The sequence below is a fragment of the Ramlibacter algicola genome (assembly GCF_016641735.1).
GTDB classification, from domain to species: Bacteria; Pseudomonadota; Gammaproteobacteria; order Burkholderiales; family Burkholderiaceae_C; genus Ramlibacter; species Ramlibacter algicola.
On record NZ_JAEDAO010000001.1, the window covers coordinates 468581 to 493375 of the forward strand.

At 69.4% G+C, this 24795-nt stretch carries 22 protein-coding genes and 1 riboswitch; of the genes, 12 read left to right on the forward strand and 10 right to left on the reverse strand.

The genetic code is table 11. From position 1 onward, the window contains the following. The first annotated feature begins 14 nt into the window (after positions 1-14). The 4 genes from I8E28_RS02280 to I8E28_RS02295 all read left to right on the forward strand — a co-directional run bounded on the left by I8E28_RS02280 (position 15) and on the right by I8E28_RS02295 (position 4658). Complete coding sequence (locus tag I8E28_RS02280; protein ID WP_200786229.1) at positions 15-1274, forward strand: acyl-CoA dehydrogenase family protein; 1260 nt, start codon at positions 15-17, stop codon at positions 1272-1274. Between the two features lie 174 nt (positions 1275-1448). Next, positions 1449-3785 carry a xanthine dehydrogenase family protein molybdopterin-binding subunit gene (locus I8E28_RS02285; RefSeq protein WP_200786230.1) on the forward strand — a complete coding sequence of 779 codons (2337 nt, stop codon included), beginning with the start codon at positions 1449-1451 and terminating at the stop codon, positions 3783-3785. Continuing rightward, positions 3775-4116: a TfoX/Sxy family protein gene (locus tag I8E28_RS02290; RefSeq protein ID WP_200786231.1), complete on the forward strand. Its 342-nt coding sequence runs from the start codon at positions 3775-3777 to the stop codon at positions 4114-4116. Before I8E28_RS02285 ends, I8E28_RS02290 begins: the two co-directional genes overlap by 11 nt. Next, on the forward strand, positions 4113-4658 hold the full coding sequence (locus tag I8E28_RS02295) for an AAA family ATPase (protein ID WP_200786232.1): 546 nt from the start codon (positions 4113-4115) through the stop codon (positions 4656-4658). Before I8E28_RS02290 ends, I8E28_RS02295 begins: the two co-directional genes overlap by 4 nt. 6 nt (positions 4659-4664) lie before the next feature. Here the strand turns inward: I8E28_RS02295 and I8E28_RS02300 are convergent, their stop codons facing one another. Then, entirely contained in the window at positions 4665-5990 is a 1326-nt protein-coding gene (locus I8E28_RS02300; protein WP_200786233.1) for a D-amino acid dehydrogenase, read from the reverse strand. Positions 5991-6064: 74 nt separating this feature from the next. Between I8E28_RS02300 and I8E28_RS02305 the strand changes: the two genes are divergently transcribed. Continuing rightward, positions 6065-6979 carry a LysR family transcriptional regulator ArgP gene (locus tag I8E28_RS02305; RefSeq protein ID WP_200786234.1) on the forward strand — a complete coding sequence of 305 codons (915 nt, stop codon included), beginning with the start codon at positions 6065-6067 and terminating at the stop codon, positions 6977-6979. Between the two features lie 11 nt (positions 6980-6990). Then, on the forward strand, positions 6991-7602 hold the full coding sequence (locus I8E28_RS02310) for a TetR/AcrR family transcriptional regulator (protein ID WP_239027168.1): 612 nt from the start codon (positions 6991-6993) through the stop codon (positions 7600-7602). Here I8E28_RS02310 and I8E28_RS02315 read toward each other — a convergent pair. Next, the gene (locus I8E28_RS02315; protein ID WP_200786235.1) at positions 7589-8413 is read right to left on the reverse strand and encodes a metallophosphoesterase; all 825 of its coding nucleotides are present in this window, start codon (positions 8411-8413) and stop codon (positions 7589-7591) included. The two genes, I8E28_RS02310 and I8E28_RS02315, sit on opposite strands and share 14 nt — an antisense overlap. A gap of 284 nt (positions 8414-8697) precedes the next feature. Here I8E28_RS02315 and I8E28_RS02320 point away from each other — a divergent pair, with 284 nt between their 5' ends. Continuing rightward, positions 8698-8862 (forward strand): hypothetical protein, encoded by a 165-nt coding sequence (locus tag I8E28_RS02320; protein ID WP_200786236.1) that lies wholly within the window; start codon positions 8698-8700, stop codon positions 8860-8862. 6 nt (positions 8863-8868) lie between these two features. On the opposite strand, the gene I8E28_RS02325 is transcribed toward I8E28_RS02320, so the two are convergent. Next, a complete protein-coding gene (locus I8E28_RS02325) occupies positions 8869-9834 on the reverse strand; it encodes a LysR substrate-binding domain-containing protein (RefSeq protein WP_200786237.1) in 966 nt (321 codons plus the stop codon). 122 nt (positions 9835-9956) lie between these two features. On the opposite strand from I8E28_RS02325, the gene I8E28_RS02330 reads away from it, so the two are divergent. Continuing rightward, the gene (locus I8E28_RS02330; RefSeq protein ID WP_200786238.1) at positions 9957-10397 is read left to right on the forward strand and encodes a hypothetical protein; all 441 of its coding nucleotides are present in this window, start codon (positions 9957-9959) and stop codon (positions 10395-10397) included. A 12-nt stretch (positions 10398-10409) separates the two neighbouring features. Next, the gene (locus tag I8E28_RS02335; protein WP_200786239.1) at positions 10410-10556 is read left to right on the forward strand and encodes a hypothetical protein; all 147 of its coding nucleotides are present in this window, start codon (positions 10410-10412) and stop codon (positions 10554-10556) included. A gap of 67 nt (positions 10557-10623) precedes the next feature. Here the strand turns inward: I8E28_RS02335 and I8E28_RS02340 are convergent, their stop codons facing one another. From I8E28_RS02340 to I8E28_RS02355, 4 genes are all read right to left on the reverse strand, one after another. Beyond that, positions 10624-12480: a phosphoenolpyruvate carboxykinase (GTP) gene (locus tag I8E28_RS02340; protein ID WP_200786240.1), complete on the reverse strand. Its 1857-nt coding sequence runs from the start codon at positions 12478-12480 to the stop codon at positions 10624-10626. Positions 12481-12804: 324 nt separating this feature from the next. Beyond that, positions 12805-12957: a hypothetical protein gene (locus I8E28_RS02345; RefSeq protein ID WP_200786241.1), complete on the reverse strand. Its 153-nt coding sequence runs from the start codon at positions 12955-12957 to the stop codon at positions 12805-12807. A gap of 63 nt (positions 12958-13020) precedes the next feature. After that, positions 13021-13425 (reverse strand): PaaI family thioesterase, encoded by a 405-nt coding sequence (locus I8E28_RS02350; protein WP_200786242.1) that lies wholly within the window; start codon positions 13423-13425, stop codon positions 13021-13023. A 22-nt stretch (positions 13426-13447) separates the two neighbouring features. Further along, on the reverse strand, positions 13448-14647 hold the full coding sequence (locus I8E28_RS02355; protein WP_200786243.1) for a threonine ammonia-lyase: 1200 nt from the start codon (positions 14645-14647) through the stop codon (positions 13448-13450). Positions 14648-14782: 135 nt separating this feature from the next. Here I8E28_RS02355 and I8E28_RS02360 point away from each other — a divergent pair, with 135 nt between their 5' ends. Next, complete coding sequence (locus tag I8E28_RS02360) at positions 14783-17083, forward strand: ATP-binding protein (RefSeq protein WP_200786244.1); 2301 nt, start codon at positions 14783-14785, stop codon at positions 17081-17083. On the opposite strand, the gene recQ is transcribed toward I8E28_RS02360, so the two are convergent. Next, entirely contained in the window at positions 17073-18932 is a 1860-nt protein-coding gene (gene recQ / locus I8E28_RS02365) for a DNA helicase RecQ (protein WP_200786245.1), read from the reverse strand. The two genes, I8E28_RS02360 and recQ, sit on opposite strands and share 11 nt — an antisense overlap. A gap of 73 nt (positions 18933-19005) precedes the next feature. Between recQ and I8E28_RS02370 the strand changes: the two genes are divergently transcribed. Further along, entirely contained in the window at positions 19006-20052 is a 1047-nt protein-coding gene (locus tag I8E28_RS02370; protein WP_200786246.1) for a homocysteine S-methyltransferase family protein, read from the forward strand. Between the two features lie 118 nt (positions 20053-20170). Here the strand turns inward: I8E28_RS02370 and I8E28_RS02375 are convergent, their stop codons facing one another. Further along, a complete protein-coding gene (locus I8E28_RS02375) occupies positions 20171-21136 on the reverse strand; it encodes a Bug family tripartite tricarboxylate transporter substrate binding protein (RefSeq protein WP_200786247.1) in 966 nt (321 codons plus the stop codon). A gap of 40 nt (positions 21137-21176) precedes the next feature. Continuing rightward, positions 21177-21249: riboswitch (S-adenosyl-L-homocysteine riboswitch) on the forward strand. Between the two features lie 31 nt (positions 21250-21280). Between I8E28_RS02375 and metH the strand changes: the two genes are divergently transcribed. Beyond that, positions 21281-23998, forward strand: coding sequence for a methionine synthase (metH, locus tag I8E28_RS02380; RefSeq protein ID WP_200786248.1), 2718 nt, complete (start codon positions 21281-21283; stop codon positions 23996-23998). Here metH and I8E28_RS02385 read toward each other — a convergent pair. Continuing rightward, a complete protein-coding gene (locus I8E28_RS02385) occupies positions 23995-24792 on the reverse strand; it encodes a ChbG/HpnK family deacetylase (protein ID WP_200786249.1) in 798 nt (265 codons plus the stop codon). The two genes, metH and I8E28_RS02385, sit on opposite strands and share 4 nt — an antisense overlap. Between the last annotated feature and the right edge of the window lie 3 nt (positions 24793-24795).

Sequence of the window (24795 nt, forward strand, 5' to 3'; positions counted from 1 at the left end):
GGGAGGGCGAACGCATGGGCGCGATCACGGATCTCGGATTCACGCCGGCCGTCGGCGACACGGACCTCACCGCGCAGCAGCGCTCGTTCCTGTCGCTCGCGCACGAACTCGGGAAGACGAGGTTCGCGCCGCGCGCCGCGCAGTGGGACGAGACCGCCAGCTTCCCGTTCCCCAACTACGACGACCTGCGCGACGCCGGCCTGCTGGCGCTGTGCGTGCCGCGCGACCACGGCGGCGGTGGCGCCGACTATGCGACCTACATGATGGTCGCCGCCGAGATCGGGCGCTTCTGCGGCGTCACGGCGCTGACGTGGAACATGCACATCTGCTCCACGATGTGGACCGGCGTGCTGGCCGACGGCATCCCGATGACCGACGCCGAGCGCGCGGAGCATGCGCGACGCCGCGAGCTGCACTTCCGCCGCGTCGTGCAGGACGGCGCCATCTACGCGCAGCCGTTCTCGGAGGGCAGCGCCGCCGCCGCGGGTCGCGCGCCGTTCGGCACCACGGCGCGCAAGGTCGACGGCGGCTGGGTGGTCAATGGCCGCAAGATCTTCGCGTCGCTCTCGGGCGCGGCCGACTACTACGGCATCCTGTGCACCGAGGACCGGCCGGACCACAAGCCCGATCCGCGCGACACGCTGTACCTGTCCGTCCCCGCCACCAGCGAAGGCTTCGCGATCAGCGGCGAGTGGAATCCGCTGGGCATGCGCGGCACCGTCAGCCGCAATCTCACGTTCAGCGAGGTGTTCGTGCCCGATGACGAGCAGCTGATGCCGCGCGGCGTGTACTACAAGGGCGCGCAGACCTGGCCGGCGATGTTCTTCACGCTCGCGCCGACGTACCTGGGCATCGCGAACGCCGCGTACGACTTCACGGTGCAGTACCTGCGCGGCGAAGTGCCCGGCGAGCCTCCGGTCAAGCGGCGCATGTACCCGACCAAGCAGGTCGCGGTGGCGCAGATGCGCATCCAGCTGGAGCAGTTGAAGTCGATCTTCCTGCGTGCCATCCGCGAGGCACGGCCGAATCCGACCAGGGACGAACGGCTGCGCCTTTATGCCGCGCAATACACGGTGATGGAAGGCGCGAACGACCTCGCGCGGCTGGCGCTGCGCACCTGCGGCGGCCAGAGCATGATGAAGCACCTGCCGCTCGAACGGCTGTACCGCGACAGCCGCTGCGGCTCGTTGATGCTGCCCTGGACCGCCGAGCTGGTGCTCGATCGCATGGGGCGCGAAGCGCTGTACGAACCGGGCGAGAAGGACGAGGCTTGAGCCGGCGCTGGGTCCGGTCGAACTGCCAACGCGCTGCGCACGCCGCTGGAGGCCGAAATGGGCCAGATGTGGATCGACCTGCTGCGCTGGATGGCCGAGCGGCTGGCAAGCCCGAGCGCAGCGCGCTGATTCCGGCGCGTGGGCACAATGGGCGCCCGCCACGCGAGGAGTTCCATGAGCGACGATCCCACCGGGCTGGCCGCCCGATTCGGCAGCGGCCGCGCCGTGCAGCGCATCGAGGACGAAGGCCTGTTGCAGGGCCGGGGCCGCTACACCGACGACGACCAGCCCGCGGGCGTGTTGCGTGCGGTGTTCGTGCGGTCGCCCTACGCGCACGCACGCATCGCGCGCTTCGACGCCGAGCAGGCGCGCGGCATGCCCGGCGTCGCGCTGGTCGTCACCGGCGCCGATCTCGTCGAGGCCGGCGTGAAGCCGTTGCCAATCAACGTCGCGTTCAAGCGGCCCGACGGCAGCCCGTGCGCATCGGCCAAGCGGCCTGCGCTTGCGCACGATCGCGCGCGCTTCGTCGGCGAACCGGTCGCCGTCGTCCTGGCCGAGACGCTGCAGCAGGCACGTGATGCGGCCGAGGCATTGTGGGTCGAGTACGAGGAGCTGCCCGCCGTCACCGACCCCGTGCAGGCGACCGAGCAGCCACCGGTGGCGCTCTGCGACGAGGCGCCCGACAACATCGCGGCGGAGACGCGCTACGGCGACCTCGAGAAGGCGAAGCAGGCGTTCGCGTCGGCCGCGCATGTGGTCAAGCTGGACATCCGCAACCACCGCGTCGCCGCGCTCGCGCTGGAGCCTCGCAGCGTGCTGGCCTGGGTGGCCGAGGATGGCCGCCTCACCATCCGCATGAGCACGCAGATGCCCTCGGGCGTGCGCACCGTGCTGTGCGACACGCTGCGGCTCAAGCCGGCGCAGGTGCGCGTGACCGTCGGCGACGTCGGCGGCGGCTTCGGCATGAAGACCGGCGCGTATCCCGAGGACGTCGCGCTCGCGTACTGCGCCTGGCAGGTGAAGCGTCCGGTGAAGTGGGCCGCCGACCGCAGCGAGGAGTTCGTCTCGTCCAACCACGGGCGCGACATCCGCACGCACGCGGAGCTCGCGCTCGCGGCCGACGGCAAGATCCTCGCGCTGCGCGTCGACTCGCTGGCCAACGTCGGCGCGTATGCCACCGGCACCGGCGTCGCGATCCAGTTGCTGATCGGGCCCTGGGTGCAGACCAGCGTGTACGACATCCCGCTGATCGACTTCCACTTCCGCGCGGCGATGACGAACACCGCGCCGACCGGCGCCTACCGCGGTGCCGGGCGGCCGGAAGCGATCTTCACCATGGAGCGGCTGATGGACGAAGCCGCGCGCCAGTCGGGCATCGACCGCGTGCAGCTGCGCCGCCGCAACTTCATCCGTCCCGGGCAGATGCCGTACACGAACCCGATGGGGCAGGTGTACGACGTCGGGCGCTTCGAGCGCGTGATGGACCAGGCGCTGGCGCAGGCCGATTGGGATGGATTCGGCGCGCGTGCCGCCGAGAGCCGCGCGCGCAACAAGTTGCGCGGGCTGGGCATCGCGACGTTCCTGGAATGGACCGGCGGCAACGCGCTGGAAGAGCGCGTCACCGTCAGCGTGCAGCCTGACGGGATCATCGAGGTGTTCTCCGCCGTCAACGCGATGGGGCAGGGTATCGCGACGACGCTCGCGCAACTGGTGGTGGACGTGTTCGAAGTGCCGATGGATCGCGTGCGCGTGGTACTGGGCGACACCGACCGCGGCGATGGCTTCGGCAGTGCGGGATCGCGCTCGCTGTTCACCGGCGGCTCCGCGCTGCGCGAAGGCGCCGAGAAGACGCTCGACGAGGCGCGCCGGCTCGCGGCGCAGGCACTGGAAGCAAGCCCGGAGGACGTCGAGTACCGCGGCGGCCGCTTCCTGGTGCGCGGCACCGATCTCGCGATCGACCTGGCGCAGGTCGCGCAGAAGCAGCCGCAGCAACGCATCTTCCTGGAGAGCACGACCAAGGTGGCGGGGCCGAGCTGGCCCAACGGCTGCCACATCTGCGAAGTCGAGATCGATCCGGACACCGGCACCACGCAGGTGGTGGCGTACAGCAGCGTCAACGACGTCGGCCGCGTGGTGAACCCCACCATCGTGCGCGGCCAGCTCGATGGCGGCGCGGTACAGGGGCTGGGACAGGCCTTGCTGGAGCAGATGGTCTACGACGCCGACAGCGCGCAACCGATCACCGGCAGCTTGATGGACTATGCCGCGCCACGCGCGGACATCGTCGCGTGCGAGTTCCGCACGCAGATGGACGAAGCCACGCCGTCCTCCAACAATCCATTGGGCGTGAAGGGCGTCGGCGAGCTCGGCACGATCGGCGCGACGCCCTGCGTGGTGAACGCGGTCGCCGATGCGCTGGCGCGCGGCGGGCATGCGGCCGCATCACCGCGCCTGGAGATGCCGCTGACACCGGTTCGCCTGTGGGCACAGATGCACGGCCATGGCGTCTGACGCCAGCTTCGTGCAGTACGTGTGCGACCAGGCGGGGCTTGGCGCGCGTGTGACGACCAAGAGGATGTTCGGCGAGTACGCGCTCTACGTCGACGGCAAGGTCTCCGCCTTCGTCTGCGACAACCGCGTGTTCCTCAAGCCGACGGCCGAAGGCCGCGCGCTGCTGCCGGACCTGCCGGGCGGCGCGCCGTATCCGCAAGCCAAGGCGCACATCCAGGCCGACCTGTTGCTCGACGACCCGCCGCTGTGGCGGCGCGCACTGCTGGTCACCGCGGACGCGCTGCCCTTGCCCAAACCGAAGAAGCCCAGGGCGGCCGCTGCGAAGCGATGAGCGGGCCGCCGCTCGATCGCGTGGTCGTGGTCGGCATCAGCGGCTCGGGCAAGAGCACGATGGCCGCCGCGCTGGCTGAACGCCTCGGCAGCGCCCACGTCGAGCTCGATGCCTTGCATTGGCTGCCCGCCTGGACGCCGCGGCCTCGCGACGAGTTCCGCGCTGTCGTTGCGAGCGCGCTCACCGGCGATCGCTGGGTGGTCGACGGCAACTACTCGCAGGTGCGCGACGTCGTCTGGCCCCAAGCGACGGCCATCGTCTGGCTCGACCTGCCGTTCGCGGCCGTGTGGTGGCGCGTGCTGGCACGGACGCTGCGTCGGGCGTGGCGGCGCGAGTTGCTGTGGAACACCAACCGCGAAAGCCTGCGGCTGGCGTTCTGCTCGCGAGAATCCATCCTGTGGTGGGTGCTCACGATGCACGGGCCGAAGCGGCGGCAGTTTCGCGCGCTCTGCGATGCGGAGCGCGCGAAGGGCAGCGATCGCTGGATCGAGTTGCGCTCCGCCGCGGAAGCGGACGCCTGGCTCGCCAGCGTCCGCGCCTGACCGCCGTCAGGCGGTGCGCGGCTGCAGCTCGGCGCGCTGCGCGGGAAAGCCGTGGAACGCGAAGTCCATCTGCGGGCGCACGCCGCTGATCAACTCCGCCATCGCCTTGCCCGAGCCGGCGCCGTGCGTCCAGCCCAGCGTGCCGTGGCCGGCGTTGACCCACAGGTTGCCCACGCGCGTGCGGCCGATGTAGGGGATGTTGGTCGGCGTGGCGGGGCGCAGGCCGGTCCAGTAGCGCGGGTTGCCACCTTCGGCGTCGCTGCGCGTGTCGCACACGCCGGGCAGGACCTGCTCGATGCGCCGCGCCAGCATGCGGCAACGGGCTTGCGCGATCGGCGTGTCCAGCCGCGTGTCGTAGCCGCCCAGCTCGATGGTGCCGGCGACGCGCAGTTCGTCGCCCAGGCGGCTCATGGCCACCTTGAGTTCGTCGTCGATCATGCTGACGAAGGGCGCTGCCTCCGGCTTCAGGATCCGGAACGTCGCGCTGTAACCCTTGCCGGGGTAGATCGGCAGGTCGACGCCGACCGTGCGCAGCAGCGGCGCGGTGTAGGAACCGCAGGCGACCACGACGGCGTCGGCGCTCAGCGCGCGTTCGATGCCCGTCGAGCGATCACGCACGCGGACCGACTCGACCGAGCCCCCGGCGGTGGAGAGACGCGCGATGTCGTGCTCGTACAGGAACTGCGCGCCGCGGGCGCTGCAGCGGGCCGCCAGTTGCTCGGTGAAGACGCGTGCGTCGCCGCTCTCGTCGCTGGGCGTGAAGGTGCCGCCCGTGATGCGGTCGCCGAACGGGCGGAACGCGGGCTCGATCGCCAGCAGCTCGTCGCGCGAGACCACGCGGCGCTCGACGCCGTAGCGGCGCATCAGCGCCGATGCTTCGGCGGCGGCGTCGAACGAGGCCTGGTCGGTGAAGTAGTGGGCGATGCCGCGCTCGAGACGCTGGTAGGAGATGCCGGTGGCGCGCACCACGTCCTTGAGCGCCGCATGGCTGTATGCGCCGAGCGAGACCAGCTGGCGCACGTTGCGCTCGAAGGCCGCGTCGTTGCACTGGGCCAGGAACTGCAGGCCCCACCGCCACTGTTGCCAGTCCAGCTGCGGCCGGAACAGCAGCGGCGCGTCATGGCGGAACATCCATTTGAGCAGCTTGGCCGGTGCGTGCTTGTTGGCCCATGGCTCGCAGTAGCTGACCGAGATCTGCGCCGCATTGGCGAAGCTGGTCTCGCGCGCGGCGGCGGGCTGGCGGTCGACGATGGTGACGGCGTGCCCGCGTTCGAGCAGGTGCCATGCGGTGCTGACGCCAATGATGCCGGCGCCCAGGACAAGGACGTTCATGGCCGCAGTGTCCGCCAGCTTGCCGCGGACATAAAGCAAATTTAAACTCCCAGCCGATCCATCAGGAACGCTAATTGAGCACCTACGACCCCGCCGCGCTGGAATGCCTCGCCGCCATCGTCGAGGAGGGCGGTTTCGAGCGCGCCGCGCGCCGGCTGTCGATCACGCAATCCGCCGTGTCGCAGCGGCTGCGGGCGCTCGAGGCGCAGGTCGGCACGGTGCTGATCGTGCGCAGCCGGCCGCTGCGGCCGACCGCCGCCGGCCACCTGCTGCTCAAGCACACCCGCCAGTTGCGCCTGCTGCGTGCCGATCTCGAGCGCGACCTGCGCGAGCTGGCGCCCAGTTCCACCGGCGGCACGCGCGAGGAGGAGCGCATCTCCATCGCCATCAACGCCGACAGCATCGCGACCTGGGCGCCGGCGGCGCTGGGTGGCCTGGTGCGACAAGGACTCCCGCTGGAGATCATCACGGACGACCAGGACTTCACGCACGAGTGGCTGCGCGAAGGGCAGGTGCTGGGCTGCGTGACGACGGTCAGGCAGGCGCTGCGCGGCTGCAAGGTGGTGCCGCTGGGCGCCATGGCGTACGTGGCCATCGCCACCCCCGCCTACGCGAAGGTGCATTGCCGCGGCGGCCTGACGGCGCACAACTTCCGAGACTCCCCCTTCATTGCCTTCAATCGCAAGGACGACATGCAGGCCGACTTCGTCGCGCGTGCCTTCGGCCTGCGGCGCGTAGGCCTCAACCAGGTGTTCGTGCCGAGCTCCGAAGGCCAGGTGCGCGCCGTGCTCGACGGCTGGGGCGTGAGCGTGGTGCCGGAACTGCTGGTGCGCGGCCTGGTGCAGCAGGGCGCACTCGTCAATGTGCTGCCGCAGCATACGCACGCGATCGACCTCTACTGGCACTGCTGGAACCTGCAGTCCGAGGTGCTGGACGGGCTCACCGCGGCCCTCGAGGGCGCCGCCTCCTCCGCGCTGGCCCGGCAGTAAGATCGCCCGCCATGGGCACCCCCGTGCGGCCATCGTTCAGGGAGCAGATGCTCGCCGCGCGCGAGGACGCGATCGTGCACAGCGCCGGCCGCCTGCTGGCCGACAAGGGCTTCGACGCGATGACCGTCGACGAGGTCGCCGCCAGCGTCGGCATCGCCAAGGCCAGCCTTTACAAGCACTTCGAAAGCAAGGAAGACCTCGCCGCCGCGGCGATGGTCCGCGTCCTGCGGCGCGCGCTGCAGTTCCTCGACGCCATCGACCCGCAGCTGCCGGCCATGGACAAGCTCCGGGCGATGGTGCGCTGGACCTTGCAGGTGCGGCTCGCCGGAGAAATCCCCGCGGTGCCCGGTGCGCGGTCGACCCTGCGCGCAGCGCTGCAGGCGAACACCGACTACGCGCAGTGCATGGCGCAAGCCGGCGAGCAGGTCGGCGGCTGGATTCGCCAGGCGCAGGCTGCCGGCGCGCTCAACGCCCGGCTGCCCGTGCCCGTCGTGCTCTACACGCTGTACGCGCGGGCGTGCGACCCGGTGGTCGATTTCCTGAAGGTGGCGGGCGAGCAGCGCGACGAGGAGATCGTCGAGCTCGTGGTCAGCACCTGCTTCGACGGCCTCAGCGCGCGCTGAGCGCGGGCTCGACGTCCAGCACGACGTCGGGCCGGAAGCCTTCCTGCTCGCCCTTGCGCGCGTAGCCCAGCGGATTGGCGACCACGCGGCAGTTGCCGACCCGGTAGTCCTGGCGGCAGTGCAGGTGACCGTGCAGCCACAGGTCCGCTCGAGGCAGCAGGTCGTCCAGCGCATTGCAGAACCCCGCCGTGCCGGGCACCAGGCCATAGCGCGGATCGGCGCTGCGCAGCGTCGGCGCGAAATGCGTGACGACCACTGTCGGCCCATCGAACGGCTCGGCCAGCGCATCGCGCAACCACTGCTGGCACTCGATGCCGAGCTCGCGCCAGGCTTCGGCGAGGAAGGGTTCGTCACGGCGCGTGGCGCCGGTCTTGGTCAAATAGAAGTTCGCGGCGCGGAACGCCTTGTGCCGCTGCTTGACGAGCCGCACGGTGTCGGGCTCCTGCATGGCCAACGCGTCGAAGTCCGACCACAGCGTGGTGCCGACGAACCGCACGCCATCCAGCACCAGCGACTCGCGCTCGAGCCAGGTGATGCCCAGGCGGTCGCACGTCTCGCGCAGCCGCGCGTGCGTCGCATCGAAGTCGAGGTTGTCGTACTCGTGGTTGCCCGGCACGAACAGCACCGGGACGGGCCAGCCGCGGCGCGGCGAGAAGCGCTCGAGCCCGAAGTCGTCGCCGTCGAGCAGGCTGCCGGGCTGGTACGAGCCGACGTCACCCGCGAGCACGAGCAGGTCGGCGCCGGCGGCGGGCCCGATCCGATACTCCGGCTGGGTTTCGAGATGCAGGTCGGACAGCAGCTGCAGGCGCACCGCGGCATTGTGGCCCACGCGCGGCGGCCCTCCGTCAGTGGAAGCCTTCAACGCGTCGCCGACCGCCGATCGCCGGCCGTAGCGCCTTTCATCGGCGCCGCGAGCTGGCTCATCAGGAGCGAGCACAGTGCGGCGCAACGGGGCGCCCGCCGGGCCAGATGCCTCGGCCGGCAGCAACCCATGCCAAGTCGGCATCGCGAGCCGGTCCTGCTGGGCTTGGAAATCTAGGGTTTACCCGTATCCTAGATGTCATCCAGATTCCATCGCCCCTGTAGGCACCCATCATGTTCACGCTCGTCTCCCTGCTGGCCCGCGCATTCCAGGCGCAGCCCGCCCCTCACGGCATCGATCCGCTTCGCCACCTGATGGAGCGCGCCAACGCGCGGTCCGGCCACGACGCCGATGAGCTGCGCGCCGCCGCCGGCGCCTGGCTGCGCGTCATCCGCTGATCGCGATCAGTCTTCTTCCCCGCCGCGCGGGAACACCTTGAGCGCGGCGGCCGCCACGGCCAGCCGCAACCAGGCGTGGTCGCTGCGCTGCGCCTGCCGGTGATGCCACAGCGACTCCACGTGCACCGACGGCTGCTCGAACGGCAGGTCGCGCACCACCAGTTCCGGCTCGCGGCCGGTCATCGCCACGAAGTGCCGCGGCAGCACCGTGAGCAGGTCCGACGTGGCCACCACCTGGCCCGCCGTGAAGAACTGGTTGACGGTCAGCACGATGCGCCGTGTCTGCCCCAGGGCCGCCAGCTCCTCGTCGACGAAGCCATAGGGCCGGCCCGAGAAACTTACCAGCAGGTGGTGCGCCGCGCAGAAGCGCTTGAGCGTCAGCGCCCCCTTGGACAGAGGATGCCCTTTGCGCATCACGCACACGTACTCCCCGTTGTAGAGCCGCTGGTGGTCGTACGCGGGTCGCGTCCCCGCCTGCGATTGCGCGGTGAGATCCGCGAGCACCGCCGGGAAGAAGCCGACGGCGAGATCCACGGCGCCGTCGTCGAGCAGCCGGCGCGGGTCGCGCGTGGTCAGTGGCAGGATGCGCATCGAGATGCCAGGCGCGTCGCGCTCGATGATCTCCACCAGCCCCGGTGCCAGGCCCGCCGCCGTCGCGTCGGCCATCGCGATCACGAAGGTGGTGGTGGCCTCCGCCGCGACGAACTGGCCCGGCGAGAGCGCCCCTTCGAGCTGGCGCAGCGCATCGCCCACGGCCGGCCACAGTGCCAGTGCCCGCGGCGTCGGCTCCACGCCGTAGCCGCTGCGGGTGACCAGCTTGTCGCCCAGCGCGTCGCGCAGCCGGTTGAGCGCGTTGCTCACCGCCGGCTGCGTCATCGACAGGTTGCGGGCCGCGCGGGTGAGGTTGCGCTCCGCCATCACCTGGTCGAAGACCCGCAGCAGGTTCAGGTCGAAGGTGCGGAAGTTGGGCACGGCTCAGATGTCATCACTGTCCGTGATGATAGGCATCACAATTCAAAATTGGACAAATATTAGGGTGAACCCTAAGATCCCTCCATCGCGTCCACAAGGCGCGCCAACAGGAGGATCCCACAATGACCAGCTTCGCCCATGTCGACCATCCCACGCAGCACCCCGGCGTGGTCCGCGCCGAGCGCGTGTTCTCGGCCAGCCGTGACTTGGTCACGCAATTCAACGGCGCCCGCGGCGCCGCGACCCTGCTGCTCGCGGCCGTCGTGTCCGCGCTGCTCGTGGTGGCCAACGAGGTCGTCACGACCTGGACCGAAGGCCACCTGCTCGCCGCCTGGATCGTGCTGTGGGTCGTGGCGTTCGCGGCGCTCGGCCTGTTCGCCGCGCCGATCCGCCGCGCCGTCCAGGGCGTGCAGGGCGGCCTGCAGCGCGCATCCGTCGCGCGCCGCCGTGCCGCCGAAGACCGCCAGCTGTGGCAAGTGGCGCTGACCGACGCCCGCGTGATGGCTGAACTGAGCCATGCGATGACGCGCGACAGCCTGCGCGACGTCCGCGGCTACTACTGAGAGGAGCCCGCCATGCTCGTCACCCTTGCCCGCCAGGCCTGGGAAGCGGTGCTGGCCGCGATGCCCCGCACCGTGCTCCGCCGCCTCGATGACTGGGCGCGGCGCCATGCGCAAGCCCGCGCCGAGCGCCGCCGCAACCTGATGCGACAGCGCGCCTGACCGGCGCAGCGACCCAATGACAAAGGCCACCTTCCGGTGGCCCTTGTCATTGGTGCGGTGGCAACCGTCAGGCGGCCATGCGCTCCTCGATCTTCGACTTGGTCGCCTTCAGTTCCTGCGGCAGGCGGTTTTCCAGCTGCTGGAACAGCTCGTGGTGCAGCTGCAGCTCCTTCTCCCACGCGGCCAGGTCGATGCCGATCACCTTCTGGAACTGCTCGCGGCTGAAGTCCAGGCCTTGCCAGTTCAGTTCGTCGTAGCGCGGGCTGATGCCGAAGGCGTGCTTCTCGCCCTGGGCCGCGCCTTCGATGCGGTCGATCATCCACTTCAGCACGCGCATGTTCTCGCCGTAGCCGGGCCAGACGAACTTGCCGTCGTCGCCCTTGCGGAACCAGTTGGTGGTGAAGATCTTCGGGAGCTTGGCGCCCGACGCACCCAGCTTCTGGCCGAGCTTGAGCCAGTGCGCGAAGTAGTCGCTCATGTTGTAGCCGGTGAAGGGCAGCATCGCGAACGGGTCGCGGCGCACGACGCCTTGCTGGCCGATGATGGCGGCGGTGGTTTCCGAACCCATGGTCGCGGCCATGTAGACGCCTTCGACCCAGTCGTTGGCCTCGGTCACCAGCGGCACGGTGGTCGAGCGGCGGCCACCGAAGATGAACGCGTCGATCGGCACGCCGGCCGGATCGTCCCAGGCCGGGTCCAGCGCCGGGTTGTTGGTCGCGGCGACGGTGAAGCGCGCGTTGGGGTGCGCCGCCTTCGCGCCGGTCTTGGCGGCGAGGTCCGGCGTCCAGTCCTTGCCTTGCCAGTCGATGGCGTGCGCGGGCGGCTCGCCGTCCATGCCTTCCCACCACACGTCACCGTCGTCGGTCAGCGCGACGTTGGTGAAGATGACGTCCTGCTTCAGGGACTCCATGCAGTTCGGGTTGGTCTTGTAGTTGGTGCCCGGCGCGACGCCGAAGTAGCCCGCTTCCGGGTTGATCGCGCGCAGGCGGCCGTCGGCACCCGGCTTGATCCAGGCGATGTCGTCGCCGATGGTCGTGACCTTCCAGCCCTCGAAGCCCTTGGGCGGGATCAGCATCGCGAAGTTGGTCTTGCCGCAGGCCGACGGGAACGCGGCGGCCACGTGGTACTTCTTGCCCTGCGGGTTGGTCACGCCCAGGATCAGCATGTGCTCGGCCAGCCAGCCCTGGTCGCGGCCCATGGTGGAAGCGATGCGCAGCGCGAAGCACTTCTTGCCCAGCAGCGCGTTGCCGCCGTAGCCGGAGCCGTACGACCAGATCTCGCGCGTCTCGGGGTAGTGGACGATGTACTTCGTCTTGTTGTTCGGCCAGGACGTCGTGTCCTTCTCGCCCGGCTGCAGCGGGGCGCCCACGGTGTGCACGCAGGGCACGAACTCGCCGTCGACACCCAGCACGTCGTACACCGCCTTGCCCATGCGGGTCATCAGGCGCATGTTGACGGCCACGTACGCGCTGTCGGAGAGCTCCACGCCGATGTGGGCGATGTTGGAACCGAGCGGGCCCATCGAGAACGGCACGACGTACATCGTGCGGCCCTTCATGCAGCCGTCGAACAGCGGCTGCAGGGTGGCGCGCATTTCGGCGGGCTCGACCCAGTTGTTGGTCGGGCCGGCGTCGTCCTTGTGCTTCGAGCACACGAAGGTGCGGTCCTCGACGCGGGCGACGTCGCTCGGGTCGGAGTTGGCCAGGAACGAGCCCGGGCGCTTGGCCGGGTTGAGCTTCTTGAAGGTACCGGCGTCCACCAGTTGCTGGCAGAAGCGGTCGTATTCCTCCTGGCTGCCATCGCACCAGTGCACGTTGTCGGGCTTGCACAGCGCGACCATGTCGGCGACCCAGGCGATGAGCTTGGCGTTACGCACCCAGGCCGGTGCGTTCAGGTTCAAGCCCTTCATGGCGGGAGAGTTCATCGGGAAAAGCTCCTAAGTTGGAAACCGGGTTTCAGAAAGGAGAGCTCTTCACGGGGCAGGGCCGAGCGCGCCTTTTTGAAACCGGGCTTGGCTCAGTCGGCATGCGGCGCTGGGCTGGCGACAGGATCGCTGCGTGGCCAGTCGCGCTCGCGGGGTCGGCTGGGAAGCTGATTCTAAGAATCGGGAAACTGATCTGGGGGTGGTCCACCCGCGAGTCCATGCAAAACCGGCATGGGTTTATGCGGACGCTGCTGCCGCGCTGCGGGCGGCAAAAAGCCCGGTGGCGGAGGCCGACCGGGCTTGCTGGGCGAACGCGCGCGGCGCTCAGGCCATGTAGATCGCGATGAAGGCGAGCAGGAACATCAGCACGCCGCCGGCGACGGGCAGCACGATGGGCATCGCGTGCACGATGTTTTCGACGGTGTCCTCGGACTGGGTGGCCTCGCCGTGGCTGTGGCGGACTTCGGGGCTCGACATGGGGTCCTCTTGCGCGCTGGGTTGACGGTGGGATTCTACCGGCTCGGGAAACGGCCCAGGCTCCTAGAGCAGCGCGTACGTCGTGGTCGCGCGGCAGACGCTCTTGCCGTCGATGGAGCCGCGGATGTCGATCTCGCCGAAGGCCAGCGCCTTGCCTGCGCGAACGATCGTCGCCTGCACCAGGGCGTCCTGCCCGGACAGCGGACGCAGGAAGCTGGTGTTCATCTGCACCGTGGTGCAGGGCTTGAACTCGCCGAAGCGGTTGATCAGCGCCAGCACCATGGCGGTGTCGGCGGCGGCCATCATGGCCTGGCCGCACAGCATGCCGCCGCTGCGCGCGAGCTGGTCGGTGACCGGCAGGCGCAGCGTGACGCTGTCGGCGTCGAAACCTTCGGCGCGCAGGCCCAGCGCCTGCACCCAGGGCGCGAAATACTCCGGCAGGGCGGACTGCAAGTGGTCGAGCGTCATGCCCGCGATGATAAGGACGCGGTCACTGGCGCTCGGCCTGGAAGCCGGCGGAGCGCAGCGAGCGCAGCACCGCTTCGATGTGGTCCGGCCCGCGGGTCTGGATCACCAGTTCGATGTCCACGTTCTGCGCCGCCAGCATCGTGAACGCGCGCTGGTGGTGGACCTCGTCGACGTTGGCACCGGCCTCGCTGACGATCGCCGTGATGCGCGCCAGCGTGCCCGGCACGTCGCGCGCGCTGACCCGGATGCGGGCCAGCCGCCCTGCGCGCACCATGCCGCGCTCGATGATCGCGGCCAGCAGCAACGGGTCGATGTTGCCGCCGCCCAGCACCAGGCCGACGGTGCGGCCGGCGAAGCGCGGCTTGTCCTTGAGCATCGCGGCCAGCCCGGCGGCGCCCGCACCTTCGACCAGCGTCTTCTCGATCTCCAGCAGCATCACGATCGACTGCTCGATGTCGCCTTCGTCGACCAGCAGGATGTCGTCGACGCAGCGCTCGATGATCTGCTGCGGCACGCGGCCCGGCGTGCCCACCGCGATGCCTTCCGCGATGGTGCTCACGCCCTGCGGCAACTGCAGGTGCTTCACCGCGTTGTACATGGTCGGAAAGCGCAGCGTCTGCACGCCGATCACTTCCATCGACGGCTTCAGCGCCTTGGCCACGATCGACATGCCGGCGATCAGGCCGCCGCCGCCGATGGCGACCACCAGCATGTCCAGCTCGGGCACGTCCTCCAGCATCTCGAGGGCCGCCGTGCCCTGGCCCGCGACGATCTCCTCGTCGTCGTACGGGTGCACGAGCAGCAGGCCTTCGCGCTCGGCGAGCTGCAGCGCATGCGCGCGCGACTCGTCCAGCGTGTCGCCGTGCAGCACGACCTCGGCGCCGAAGCCGCGCGTGCGCTCGACCTTCACGCCGGGCGTGAAGCGCGGCATCACGATCACGGCGCGCAAGCCCAGCCGTTGCGCGTGGTACGCGACGCCTTGCGCGTGGTTGCCCGCGCTCATGGCGATGACGCCACGGCGGCGCTCGTCGGCCGTCAGCTGCGCAAGCTTGTTGCAGGCGCCGCGCTCCTTGAAGCTGGCTGTGAACTGCAGGTTCTCGAATTTGAGGAACACGCGGGCGCCGGTGAGCTCCGAGAGCGTGCGCGATTCGACGCACGGAGTGCGCAGCACCTGGCCTTGCAAGCGGGTGGCCGCGGCCTGGATGTCGGCGAGGTTCAGCATGCCGCCATTGTCCCTGCAAGCGGCGGATGGGCCGCCACGGCCGCGTTGCATCAGCGGCTTCCATGAGGGAGCAAGCCGGGTTATCGTGCGCTCCACACGAGCCTCGCGACACCGCACCTTCACCGGAGACCTGGGATGGTCAAACGATCCGCCGATGCGCAGCTTCACGCCTCCCCGGGCCTGAAGGACGCGCCGGTGCTCGACCTGATGTGCTCGCATTTCGTGCTCACGCTGGCCGCCAAGCAAGGCGGCAAGTTCAACGTGCGGCGTGACCTCAATGGCCTGCTCACGCTCGCCGGCCGCCACCTGGTGTGGCCGGCGCCGGCGTTGTCGCGCCTGCGCGAATTCCTCGGCCGCCGCTGCAAGGACAACGAGTTCTGGCGCGGGCACGAGCGCCTGTCGACCGCCGCTTTCCTCGAGCGGCACGGCGTGTGGCGCGGGCCGTACGAGGAAGGCACGCTGTTCTTCTACCTGGACGAATACGCGAAGGACCAGCCCAAGGACCTGCTGTCGGTGCTCACGGTCACCGGCGACTGGTTGACGCAGGCATTGAAGAAGCAGTCGACGCTGGTGGAAAAGAACATCGACGCCCTGTCCGGCCTGCTGCAGCTGAACCAGGCCGAGCGCGCGTTGCTGCTGTACGGCACGTTGGCGCGCTACCAGCGCGACCTGCGCAGCATCCTCGTCGAGTTCAAGGTGAACAACGCGCCGGAAGCGTATGCGGCCATCGCCGAACTCGCGGGAGTCAACGCGGCCGACGTCGGTGAAGCGCTGCGTGCCGGGTCGCGGCTGGAACGCATCGGCCTGGTCGAGAACCTGATCTCCGAGCACAACATCACCGACCTGGCCGACCTGATGAAGGTCAGCGAGAAGCTGCCGCCGGTGCTGATGCGCGAGTACCGTGACCAGGCCGAACTGATGGCGGTGTTCACGCGGCCGTCCAGCAAGAGCGAACTGGCCCTGTCGGATTTCGCGTTCGTGGAGGAAGACGCCGGCGTGCTGTCGGCGCTGTTGCGCAACGCGGTCGAACGCAAGGAGCCGGGCGTGAACGTGCTGCTCTATGGCCCGCCCGGCACCGGCAAGACCGAACTCGCGAAGGTGGTCGCGCAGGCCGCGGGGCTGGAGTTGTTCGAGGTCGAATACGCCGACCGCGACGGCAACTCGCTGTCCGGGCGCGACCGCTACCGCTCGCTGCAGATCGCGCAGGTGTTCCTCAAGGGCAGCGCGCGCTCGGCGCTGCTGTTCGACGAAGTCGAGGACGTGTTCCCGCCGATCAGCACTGAAGCCGCGCAGCTGATGGCGCGCGCCGAGCAGGTCGCCGTGCCGGCCACCGGCAGCGTGAGCGGCAAGGCCTGGGTGAACCAGATCCTCGAATCGAACCCGGTGCCCACGCTGTGGGTCACCAACCGCATCGAGCAGATCGATCCCGCGTTCCGGCGCCGCTTCGCCTACCACCTGGAACTCAAGTCGCCGCCGCCCGGCGCACGCGAGGCGCTGGTGCGCAAGGCGGTCGACGGCGTGCCGGTGTCCGACGCGTTCGTGGCCAAGCTCACCGAACGCAAGGGGCTGACGCCGGCGCAGATCCGCACCGCGGTGCGCTTCGCCGGCCTCGCGGCGGGGCCGCAGGCCGCCTTCGAAGACCTGATGGAGCGCCAGTTGCGTAATGCCGACCAGGCGCTGGGCAACCGCGCGGCCGCGGCGCAGCGGCCGAGCGTCACGACCTACGACCTGGCGATGCTGAACGTCGAGAGCCGCTTCGAGGTGCCGCGCATCGTCGAGGCACTGCGCGCGCGCGGCCACGGCACGCTGTGCTTCTACGGGCCGCCCGGCACCGGCAAGACGGCGCTGGCCGAGCACATCGCGAAGTCGCTGGACCGCCCGCTGTTGATCAAGCAGGCCAGCGACCTCATGAGCAAGTTCGTCGGCGAGACCGAGCAGAACATGGCCGCCATGTTCCGCGAGGCCGAGACCGAACGCGCGGTGCTGCTGCTCGACGAAGCCGACAGCTTCCTGCAGGACCGCCGCGGCGCGCAACGCACCTACGAAGTCACCGAAGTCAACGAGATGTTGCAGGGCATGGAGCGCTTCGCCGGCATCTTCGTGTGCACCACCAACCTGCTCGATCGCATCGACCAGGCCGCGCTGCGCCGCTTCACCTTCAAGATCCGCTTCAAGGCACTCACGACGGAGCAGCGCGAGACGATGTTCGTCACCGAGGCGCTGGGCGGCGACGCAGCGCAACTGACGGCCGCCATGGGTTCAAGGCTGGCGAAGCTGGACCAGTTGTGCCCGGGTGACTTCGCCGCCGTCAAGCGGCAGGTGGAGATCCTGGCATCCGACGACTTCGGGCCCGACGATTTCCTGGAGCAGCTGGAAGCCGAGCACCGCATCAAGCCCGAGGTCCGCGAAGCGCGGCCGATGGGGTTCACGCACTAGCCACCACCCGCAGCACGTCCTCGCCATAAGCCTCCAGCTTGCGCGCGCCAATGCCGCTGATGCCTTCGAGGTCGCCGATCGACGACGGCGCTGCCGCTGCAATCGCCGCCAGCGTGGCGTCATGAAAGATCACGTACGCGGGCAGGTTGTGCGCCCGCGCCACTTCGGCGCGCCAGGCCTTCAGCGCCGCGAAGCGCGCCTGGCCCTCCGCCGTCAACCCTGCGGCTGCAACCGGCGCAGCGGCGGTGCGGCCGCTCGTGCGCCGGCGTGACGACGGCTGCGAGATCGACTCGCGCAGCAGCACCTGCTGCTCGCCCTTGAGCACCGCGCGCGACGCGTCGGTAAGGTGCAGCGTGTTGAACGCCTCCGGATCGACCCCTACAGCGCCGGTCGCGACGAGTTGCCGCAGCACGCCGCGCAACTGCTGTTCGCTGTACTGCGCGCCAACGCCGAAGGTCGACACCTTGTCGTGCGCGTACTGCGTCACCTTGTCCGTCACCTTGCCGCGCACGATGTCCATCACGTGCCCGGCCCCGAAGCCGATCCCGCTGGCCTGGCGCACGCGGTAGACGGTGGACAGCAGCTTGCGCGCGGCGTCCGTGCCGTCCCACAGTTGCGGCGGCGACAGGCAGTTGTCGCAATTGCCGCAAGGCTGCGACTGTTCGCCGAAGTAGCCGAGGAGCCGCACGCGACGGCAATCCGACGCTTCCGCCAGCACCAGCAGCGCATCCAGCTTGCCGCGCATCACCTGCTTGAACTCGTCGCCCGCCGGGCTCTCGTCGATCATGCGCCGCTGGTTGACGACGTCCTGCAGCCCGTAGGCCATCCACGCCTGCGCCGGCAACCCGTCGCGTCCCGCGCGCCCGGTCTCCTGGTAGTAGCCCTCGATGTTCTTGGGCATGTCCAGGTGGGCGACGAAGCGCACGTCGGGCTTGTCGATGCCCATGCCGAACGCGATGGTGGCCACCATCACAAGCCCCTCGTCACGCAGGAAGCGGTCCTGGTTCTTCTGCCGCACGCTCGCATCCAGCCCGGCGTGGTACGGCAAGGCGTCGACGCCGCGGTCGACCAGCATCTGCGCGGTGTCCTCGACGCGCTTGCGCGACTGGCAGTAGACGATGCCGGCGTCGCCCGCATGTTCATCCTCGATGAACCGCAGCAGTTGCGCCGACGGGTCCTTCTTCTCGACGATGCGGTAGCGGATGTTGGGGCGGTCGAAGCTGCTGACGAACTGGCGCGCGTCCTGCAGCTGCAAGCGCTCGACGATGTCGGCGCGCGTGAGGTCGTCGGCCGTGGCGGTGAGCGCGATGCGCGGCACCTGCGGGTAGCGCTCATGCAGCACCGCGAGCTGGCGGTACTCGGGCCGGAAGTCGTGGCCCCATTGGCTGACGCAGTGCGCCTCGTCGATCGCGAACAGCGACAGCTTGCCCTTGGCGGCGAGCTTGTCCAGCTGGGCCAGGAAGCGCGGGGTGGTGACGCGTTCGGGCGCCGCGTACAGCAGCGTCAGCTCGCCGCGCAGCAGGCGGCCTTCGACGGCCGAGGCTTCGTCCAGCGACAGCGACGAGTTGAGGAACGCGGCCTCGACGCCTGCTTCGTGCAGCGCGCCGACCTGGTCGTGCATCAGCGCGATCAGGGGCGAGACGACGATGGCGGTGCCCTGGCCCGCGTGCTGCCGCGCGATGGCGGGCACCTGGTAGCACAGCGACTTGCCGCCGCCGGTGGGCATGAGCACCAGCGCGTCGCCGCCGCCGATGACGTGGCCGACGATGTCGGCCTGGGCGCCGCGAAAGCGCTCGTAGCCGAAGACGTCGTGGAGGATGGACTGGGCGGTGGAGGACAAGGCGCGCATTCTCCCTGCTCGGCCTGCCTGCAACGGTGCATCCCTACAATCCGTGGACCCGCCCGTTGACGATTCCTCCCCCATGAAGCCGATCCCCTACACCCGTGGCCAGCAGCTGCCGCAGCTGCTGGAGCAGCACATCCTCGTCCTGGATGGCGCGATGGGGACCATGATCCAGCGCTTCAAGCTGACCGAGGCCGACTACCGCGGCGAGCGCCTGAAGGACCACCCCAGGGACCTGAAGAACAACGGCGACCTGCTGGTGCTGACGCGCCCCGACGTGATCCGCGACATCCACGAGGGCTACCTCGCGGCCGGCGCCGACATGATCGAGACCAACACCTTCGGCGCCAACTCGCTGGCGCAGGACGATTACGGCCTGGGCCACCTGGCGCGCGAGATGAACGTCGCTGCCGCGCGCATCGCGCGCCAGGCCGCCGACAAGTTCTCGACGCCCGACAAGCCGCGCTTCGTCGCTGGCGCGCTCGGCCCGACGCCGCGCACGGCCAGCATCAGCCCCGACGTCAACGACCCCGGTGCGCGCAACGTCGACTTCGAACAGCTGCGTGCCGCGTACAAGGAGCAGGTGGAAGGCCTTGTCGAAGGCGGCGCCGACCTGCTGCTGGTCGAAACGATTTTCGACACGCTCAACGCCAAGGCCGCGCTGTTCGCGATCGAGGAAGTGTTCGACGCCACCGGCGAGCGCCTGCCGCTCGTCATCAGCGGCACCGTCACCGACGCCTCCGGCCGCGTGCTCAGCGGCCAGACCGTCACCGCGTTCTGGTACAGCGTGCGGCACGCGCGTCCCCTGGCCGTCGGCCTGAACTGCGCGCTGGGCGCGGCGCTGATGCGCCCGTACATCCAGGAACTGGCGAAGGCCGCGCCCGACACCTTCATCAGCTGCTACCCCAATGCCGGCCTGCCCAATCCCATGAGCGAGACCGGCTTCGACGAGACGCCCGAGGTCACCTCACGCCTGCTGCGCGAGTTCGCGGCCGAGGGCCTGGTGAACATCGTCGGCGGCTGCTGCGGCACGACGCCCGAGCACATCGGCGCGATCCGCGAAGCGGTGTCGCCGCTGGCGGCGCGCTCGACGCAGAAGCAGTTCTTCTACAAGGAAGCGGCGTAGTCCCGTCGTCCGCGCGGCGGCGGATTCGTCATTCCCGCGCAGGCGGGAATCCACCGCGTCCACCGACTCGGGCGTGCAAGGGAAGCGATGGGTCCCCGCCGCCGCGGGGACGACGCAGTCATTGCGGCCGGAAGCCGCTCGCCTGGATGATCTTCGCCCACGCCGCGCTGTAGGCACGTTCGCGCGCTGCCAGTTGCTGCGCTGGCATGTGGCCGACGGTGAGGCCCGTCGCAGTGAGCTTCTCGCGCACGTCGGGCATCGCGATCGCCTTCGCCACGGCCTCGCCGATACGGTCGATGGTGGCTTGCGGCGTGCTCGCGGGCGCGAACAGGCCGTAGTACGGCACGTCCTCGAAGCCGGGCAGGCCCAGCTCGGAGAAGGTCGGCGCGTCCGGCACGGCAGCCTGGCGGTCCGTTCCCATCACCGCGACGACGCGGATCTTGCCGGCCCTGTGGTTCTCGATGAAGTCGGGAATCGAGCCGATGCCGGCGCCGATCTGGTTGCCCAGCATGTCGGCCATCATCGGCGCGCTGCCGCGGTAGGGCGCGGCCTGCAGGTCCAGCTTCCACTTTTGCCCGATCACCTTGACGAGGAACTCGGGCACCGACGCCGGTGCGGGAACGCCCACGTTGCCCTTGCCGCCCTGGCTGCGCACCCAGGCGACGTACTCCTGCATCGTCCGTGCAGGCGTGCCGCCCGACAGCGCCAGCGCATTCACGAAGGTGGCGAAGCCGGCGACGGCGACGAAGTCGCGCGCGGGATCGAAGCCGGGGCTCTTCGTCACCAGCGGCAGGATCGAGATCGTGTGGTCGTGCGACAGGAACACGGTGTGCCCGTCGGGCTGCGCCGCCTTCAGCGCCTGCGCGGCGATCTGGCCACCCGCGCCCGCGCGGTTGTCGACCAGCACCGGCTGGCCCAGCAGGTCCTTGAGCTTCTCGCCCAGCGTGCGCGCGATCGCGTCCGTGCCGCCGCCCGGCGGGAAGCCGACCAGGATGCGAAACGGGGCCTTGTCGGCGGATTGCGCGAAGCTGGGCAGGGCGGCCGCGGCCAGCGCGGCGGTGAGCAGGGAACGGCGGGACGTCATGCTGCGATTCTGCGACCGGTGGGCTGTCGGTAAAATGACGCATCCCGAGGGGCGTTGCAGCGCCGGTTTCCATGCCGGCGTCAGGCTCGGGATCCCAACGACGCTCACCGATCGCGGCCCCGCCGCATGCATCCAGGTGAGCTGATGACTTCTCCCGTTCCCCCGCTGAAACTCGCCGGCCTCGAGCCCGTCTCGATCGGCCCCGGTTCGCTGTTCGTCAACGTCGGCGAGCGCACCAACGTCACCGGATCGAAAGCGTTCGCGCGGCTGATCCTGGCCGGCCAGTTCGAAGAGGCATTGGCGGTCGCGCGCCAGCAGGTCGAGAACGGCGCCCAGGTCATCGACGTCAACATGGACGAAGCCATGCTGGACAGCAAGGCGGCCATGGTGCGTTTCCTCAACCTGATCGCCAGCGAGCCCGACATCGCGCGCGTGCCGGTCATGGTCGACAGCTCCAAGTGGGAGGTGATCGAGGCCGGCCTGCGTTGCCTGCAGGGCAAGGGCATCGTGAACTCGATCTCGCTGAAGGAAGGCGAAGCCGAGTTCAAGCGGCAGGCCACGCTGGTCAAGCGGTATGGCGCCGCGGCCGTCGTGATGGCGTTCGACGAGCAGGGCCAGGCCGACAGCTACGAACGCAAGATCCGGATCTGCGAGCGCGCCTACCGCATGTTGGTCGACGAAGTGGACTTCCCGCCCGAGGACATCATCTTCGACCCCAACATCTTCGCGATCGCCACCGGCATCGAGGAGCACGACAACTACGCCGTCGACTTCATCAACGCGACGACCTGGATCAAGCAGAACCTGCCCGGCGCGAAGGTGAGCGGCGGGGTGTCGAACGTGAGCTTCTCGTTCCGTGGCAACGACCCGGTGCGCGAGGCGATCCACACCGTGTTCCTGTACCACGCGATCAAGGCGGGCATGGACATGGGCATCGTCAACGCCGGCATGGTGGGCGTCTACGACGACGTCGAACCCACGCTGCGCGAGCGCGTCGAGGACGTCGTGCTCAATCGCCGCAAGGACGCGGGCGAGCGGCTGGTGGAGATCGCGGAGAGCGCCAAGGGCGCTGCCAAGGACGAAGGCAAGAAGAACGAATGGCGCCAGCTGCCGGTGGAGCAGCGGCTGGCGCACGCGCTGGTGCACGGCATCACCGACCACATCGTTCCCGACACCGAGGAGATGTACCAGAAGGTGCTGGCCGCCAAGGGCCGCCCGCTGCACGTCATCGAGGGCCCGCTGATGGACGGGATGAACATCGTGGGCGACCTGTTCGGCCAGGGCAAGATGTTCCTGCCGCAGGTGGTGAAGTCGGCCCGCGTGATGAAGCAGGCCGTCGCCCACCTCATTCCCTACATCGAGGAAGAGAAGAAGCAGCAGGAGGCGGCGGGCCAGGACGTCAAGGCCAAGGGCAAGATCGTCATCGCCACGGTCAAGGGCGACGTGCACGACATCGGCAAGAACATCGTCACCGTCGTCCTCCAGTGCAACAACTTCGAGGTGGTGAACATGGGCGTGATGGTCCCGTGCCACGAGATCCTGGCCAAGGCCAAGGTCGAGGGCGCGGACATCGTCGGCCTGTCGGGCCTGATCACGCCGTCGCTGGAGGAGATGCAGTACGTCGCCACCGAGATGCAGAAGGACGAGCACTTCCGCCTGAAGAAGATCCCGCTGTTGATCGGCGGCGCGACGACCAGCCGTGTGCACACGGCGGTGAAGATCGCGCCGCACTACGAAGGCCCGGTGGTCTACGTGCCCGATGCGTCGCGCAGCGTGGGCGTCGCCACCAACCTGCTGTCGGAGCAGGCGGCGAAGTTCCTCGCCGACGTCGAGGCCGACTACGAGAAGGTGCGGCAGCTGCACGCCAGCAAGAAGCAGGTCCCGCTGGTCACGCTGGCGCAGGCGCGCGCCAACAAGACGCCGATCGAGTGGGCCGGCTACACGCCGCCGCAGCCGAAGTTCATCGGCCGCCGCGTGTTCAGGAACTTCGACCTCGGCGAGCTGGCCAGGTACATCGACTGGGGCCCGTTCTTCCAGACCTGGGACCTGGCGGGCCGTTTCCCCGAAATCCTCAAGGACGACGTCGTCGGCAGCGAAGCCGTGCGCGTGTTCTCCGACGGCCAGCGCATGCTCAAGCGCCTGGTCGAAGGGCGCTGGCTCACGGCGAATGCGGTGGTCGGCTTCTGGCCGGCGAACACCGTGCGTGACGACGACATCGAGCTGTACGCGGACGAGACGCGCACCGACCTCGCGATGACCTGGTATGGCCTGCGCCAGCAGACCGAGAAGCCGGTGGTCGACGGCCAGCCGCGGCCGAACCGTTCGCTGGCCGACTTCATCGCGCCCAAGGGCGTGGTCGCCGACTACATCGGCGCGTTCGCGGTCACCGCGGGCATCGGCGCGGAGGTCAAGGAGCAGTACTTCCTCAAGGACCTCGACGACTACTCGGCGATCATGCTCAAGGCCATCGCCGACCGCCTGGCCGAGGCGTTCGCCGAGTGCCTGCACGAGCGCGTGCGCAAGGACCTGTGGGGCTACGCGTCCGGCGAGCAGCTGTCCATCGAGGACCTCATCGCCGAGAAGTACCAGGGCATCCGTCCGGCGCCGGGCTATCCGGCGTGCCCCGACCACAGCGTGAAGGCCGACCTGTTCCAGCTGCTGCAGGCATCGGAGGCGGGCATGGGCCTGACCGAGAGCATGGCGATGACGCCGGCGGCCAGCGTGAGCGGCTTCTACTTCAGCCACCCGCAGAGCACGTACTTCAACGTCGGCCGCATCGGCGACGACCAGGTCGACGACCTGGTCGCACGCCGTGGCGCCGAGCGCAAGCAGCTCGAGCGCCTGCTGGCGCCGAATCTCTAGTTGGTCGCGAAGCGCGACACGGTGATGCCGTGGCGCGCGAGCAGCTCGGTCCAGCGCGGCCCACGCAGCACCTCGTGCTCGACGTGGCGCGCGGCAGCGATGGGGTCGGCCATGGGGGCGTCGTCCTCTGCGGCCGGATGGCACATGAGCGAATCGCCTTCGGCGGCTCGCGCGAGCCAGCGATCCAGCAGCGCGGCGTACGTCTCGCCATCGACGTCGAACGGGTACACGCCCAACAGGTGCTGCGTCATGGGCAAGTCTTGCCGCCGCGCCGCTGCGCGCATCGCATTGCCTCCGAGGGCCGCGATCACGCGCGGCTTGGTTCCCGGCTCGCTGGCGGGCACGGCCGTGCCGCGCAGCCACGGCCGGATGCCACGCCGCGCGATCTCCTCCAGCAGCGGCCCACGCACGCCGGGCAGCTGGTGCACGTGCTGGTGGCCGTCGACGTGGTCCGGCGCGCGGCCCATCGCCGCTTCGAACGCGTCGAACTGCGCGCGGATTTCGGCGGCAATGCGCGATGCAGGCAGTGCGCCGAGGTACGCTCGCCCGATGAATGCTCCCAGGCCGCTGCGCAGGCCCGCGTCGAACGGCGCCTCGGTGAAGTCCAGGTGCAGGCCGACGTCGATCGTGTGCAGGGCGCGCAACTCGCGCGCGGCTTCCTTCCAGCGCGGAGAGCCGACCAGGCAACTGGTGGCGGAGACGCGGCCGGTGGCCGCGAGTTCCAGCACCGCCGCGTCCACGCCCGGGCGCAAGGCATAGTCGTCGATGCAGACCACCAGCCGCTTGCCGTTCACCGC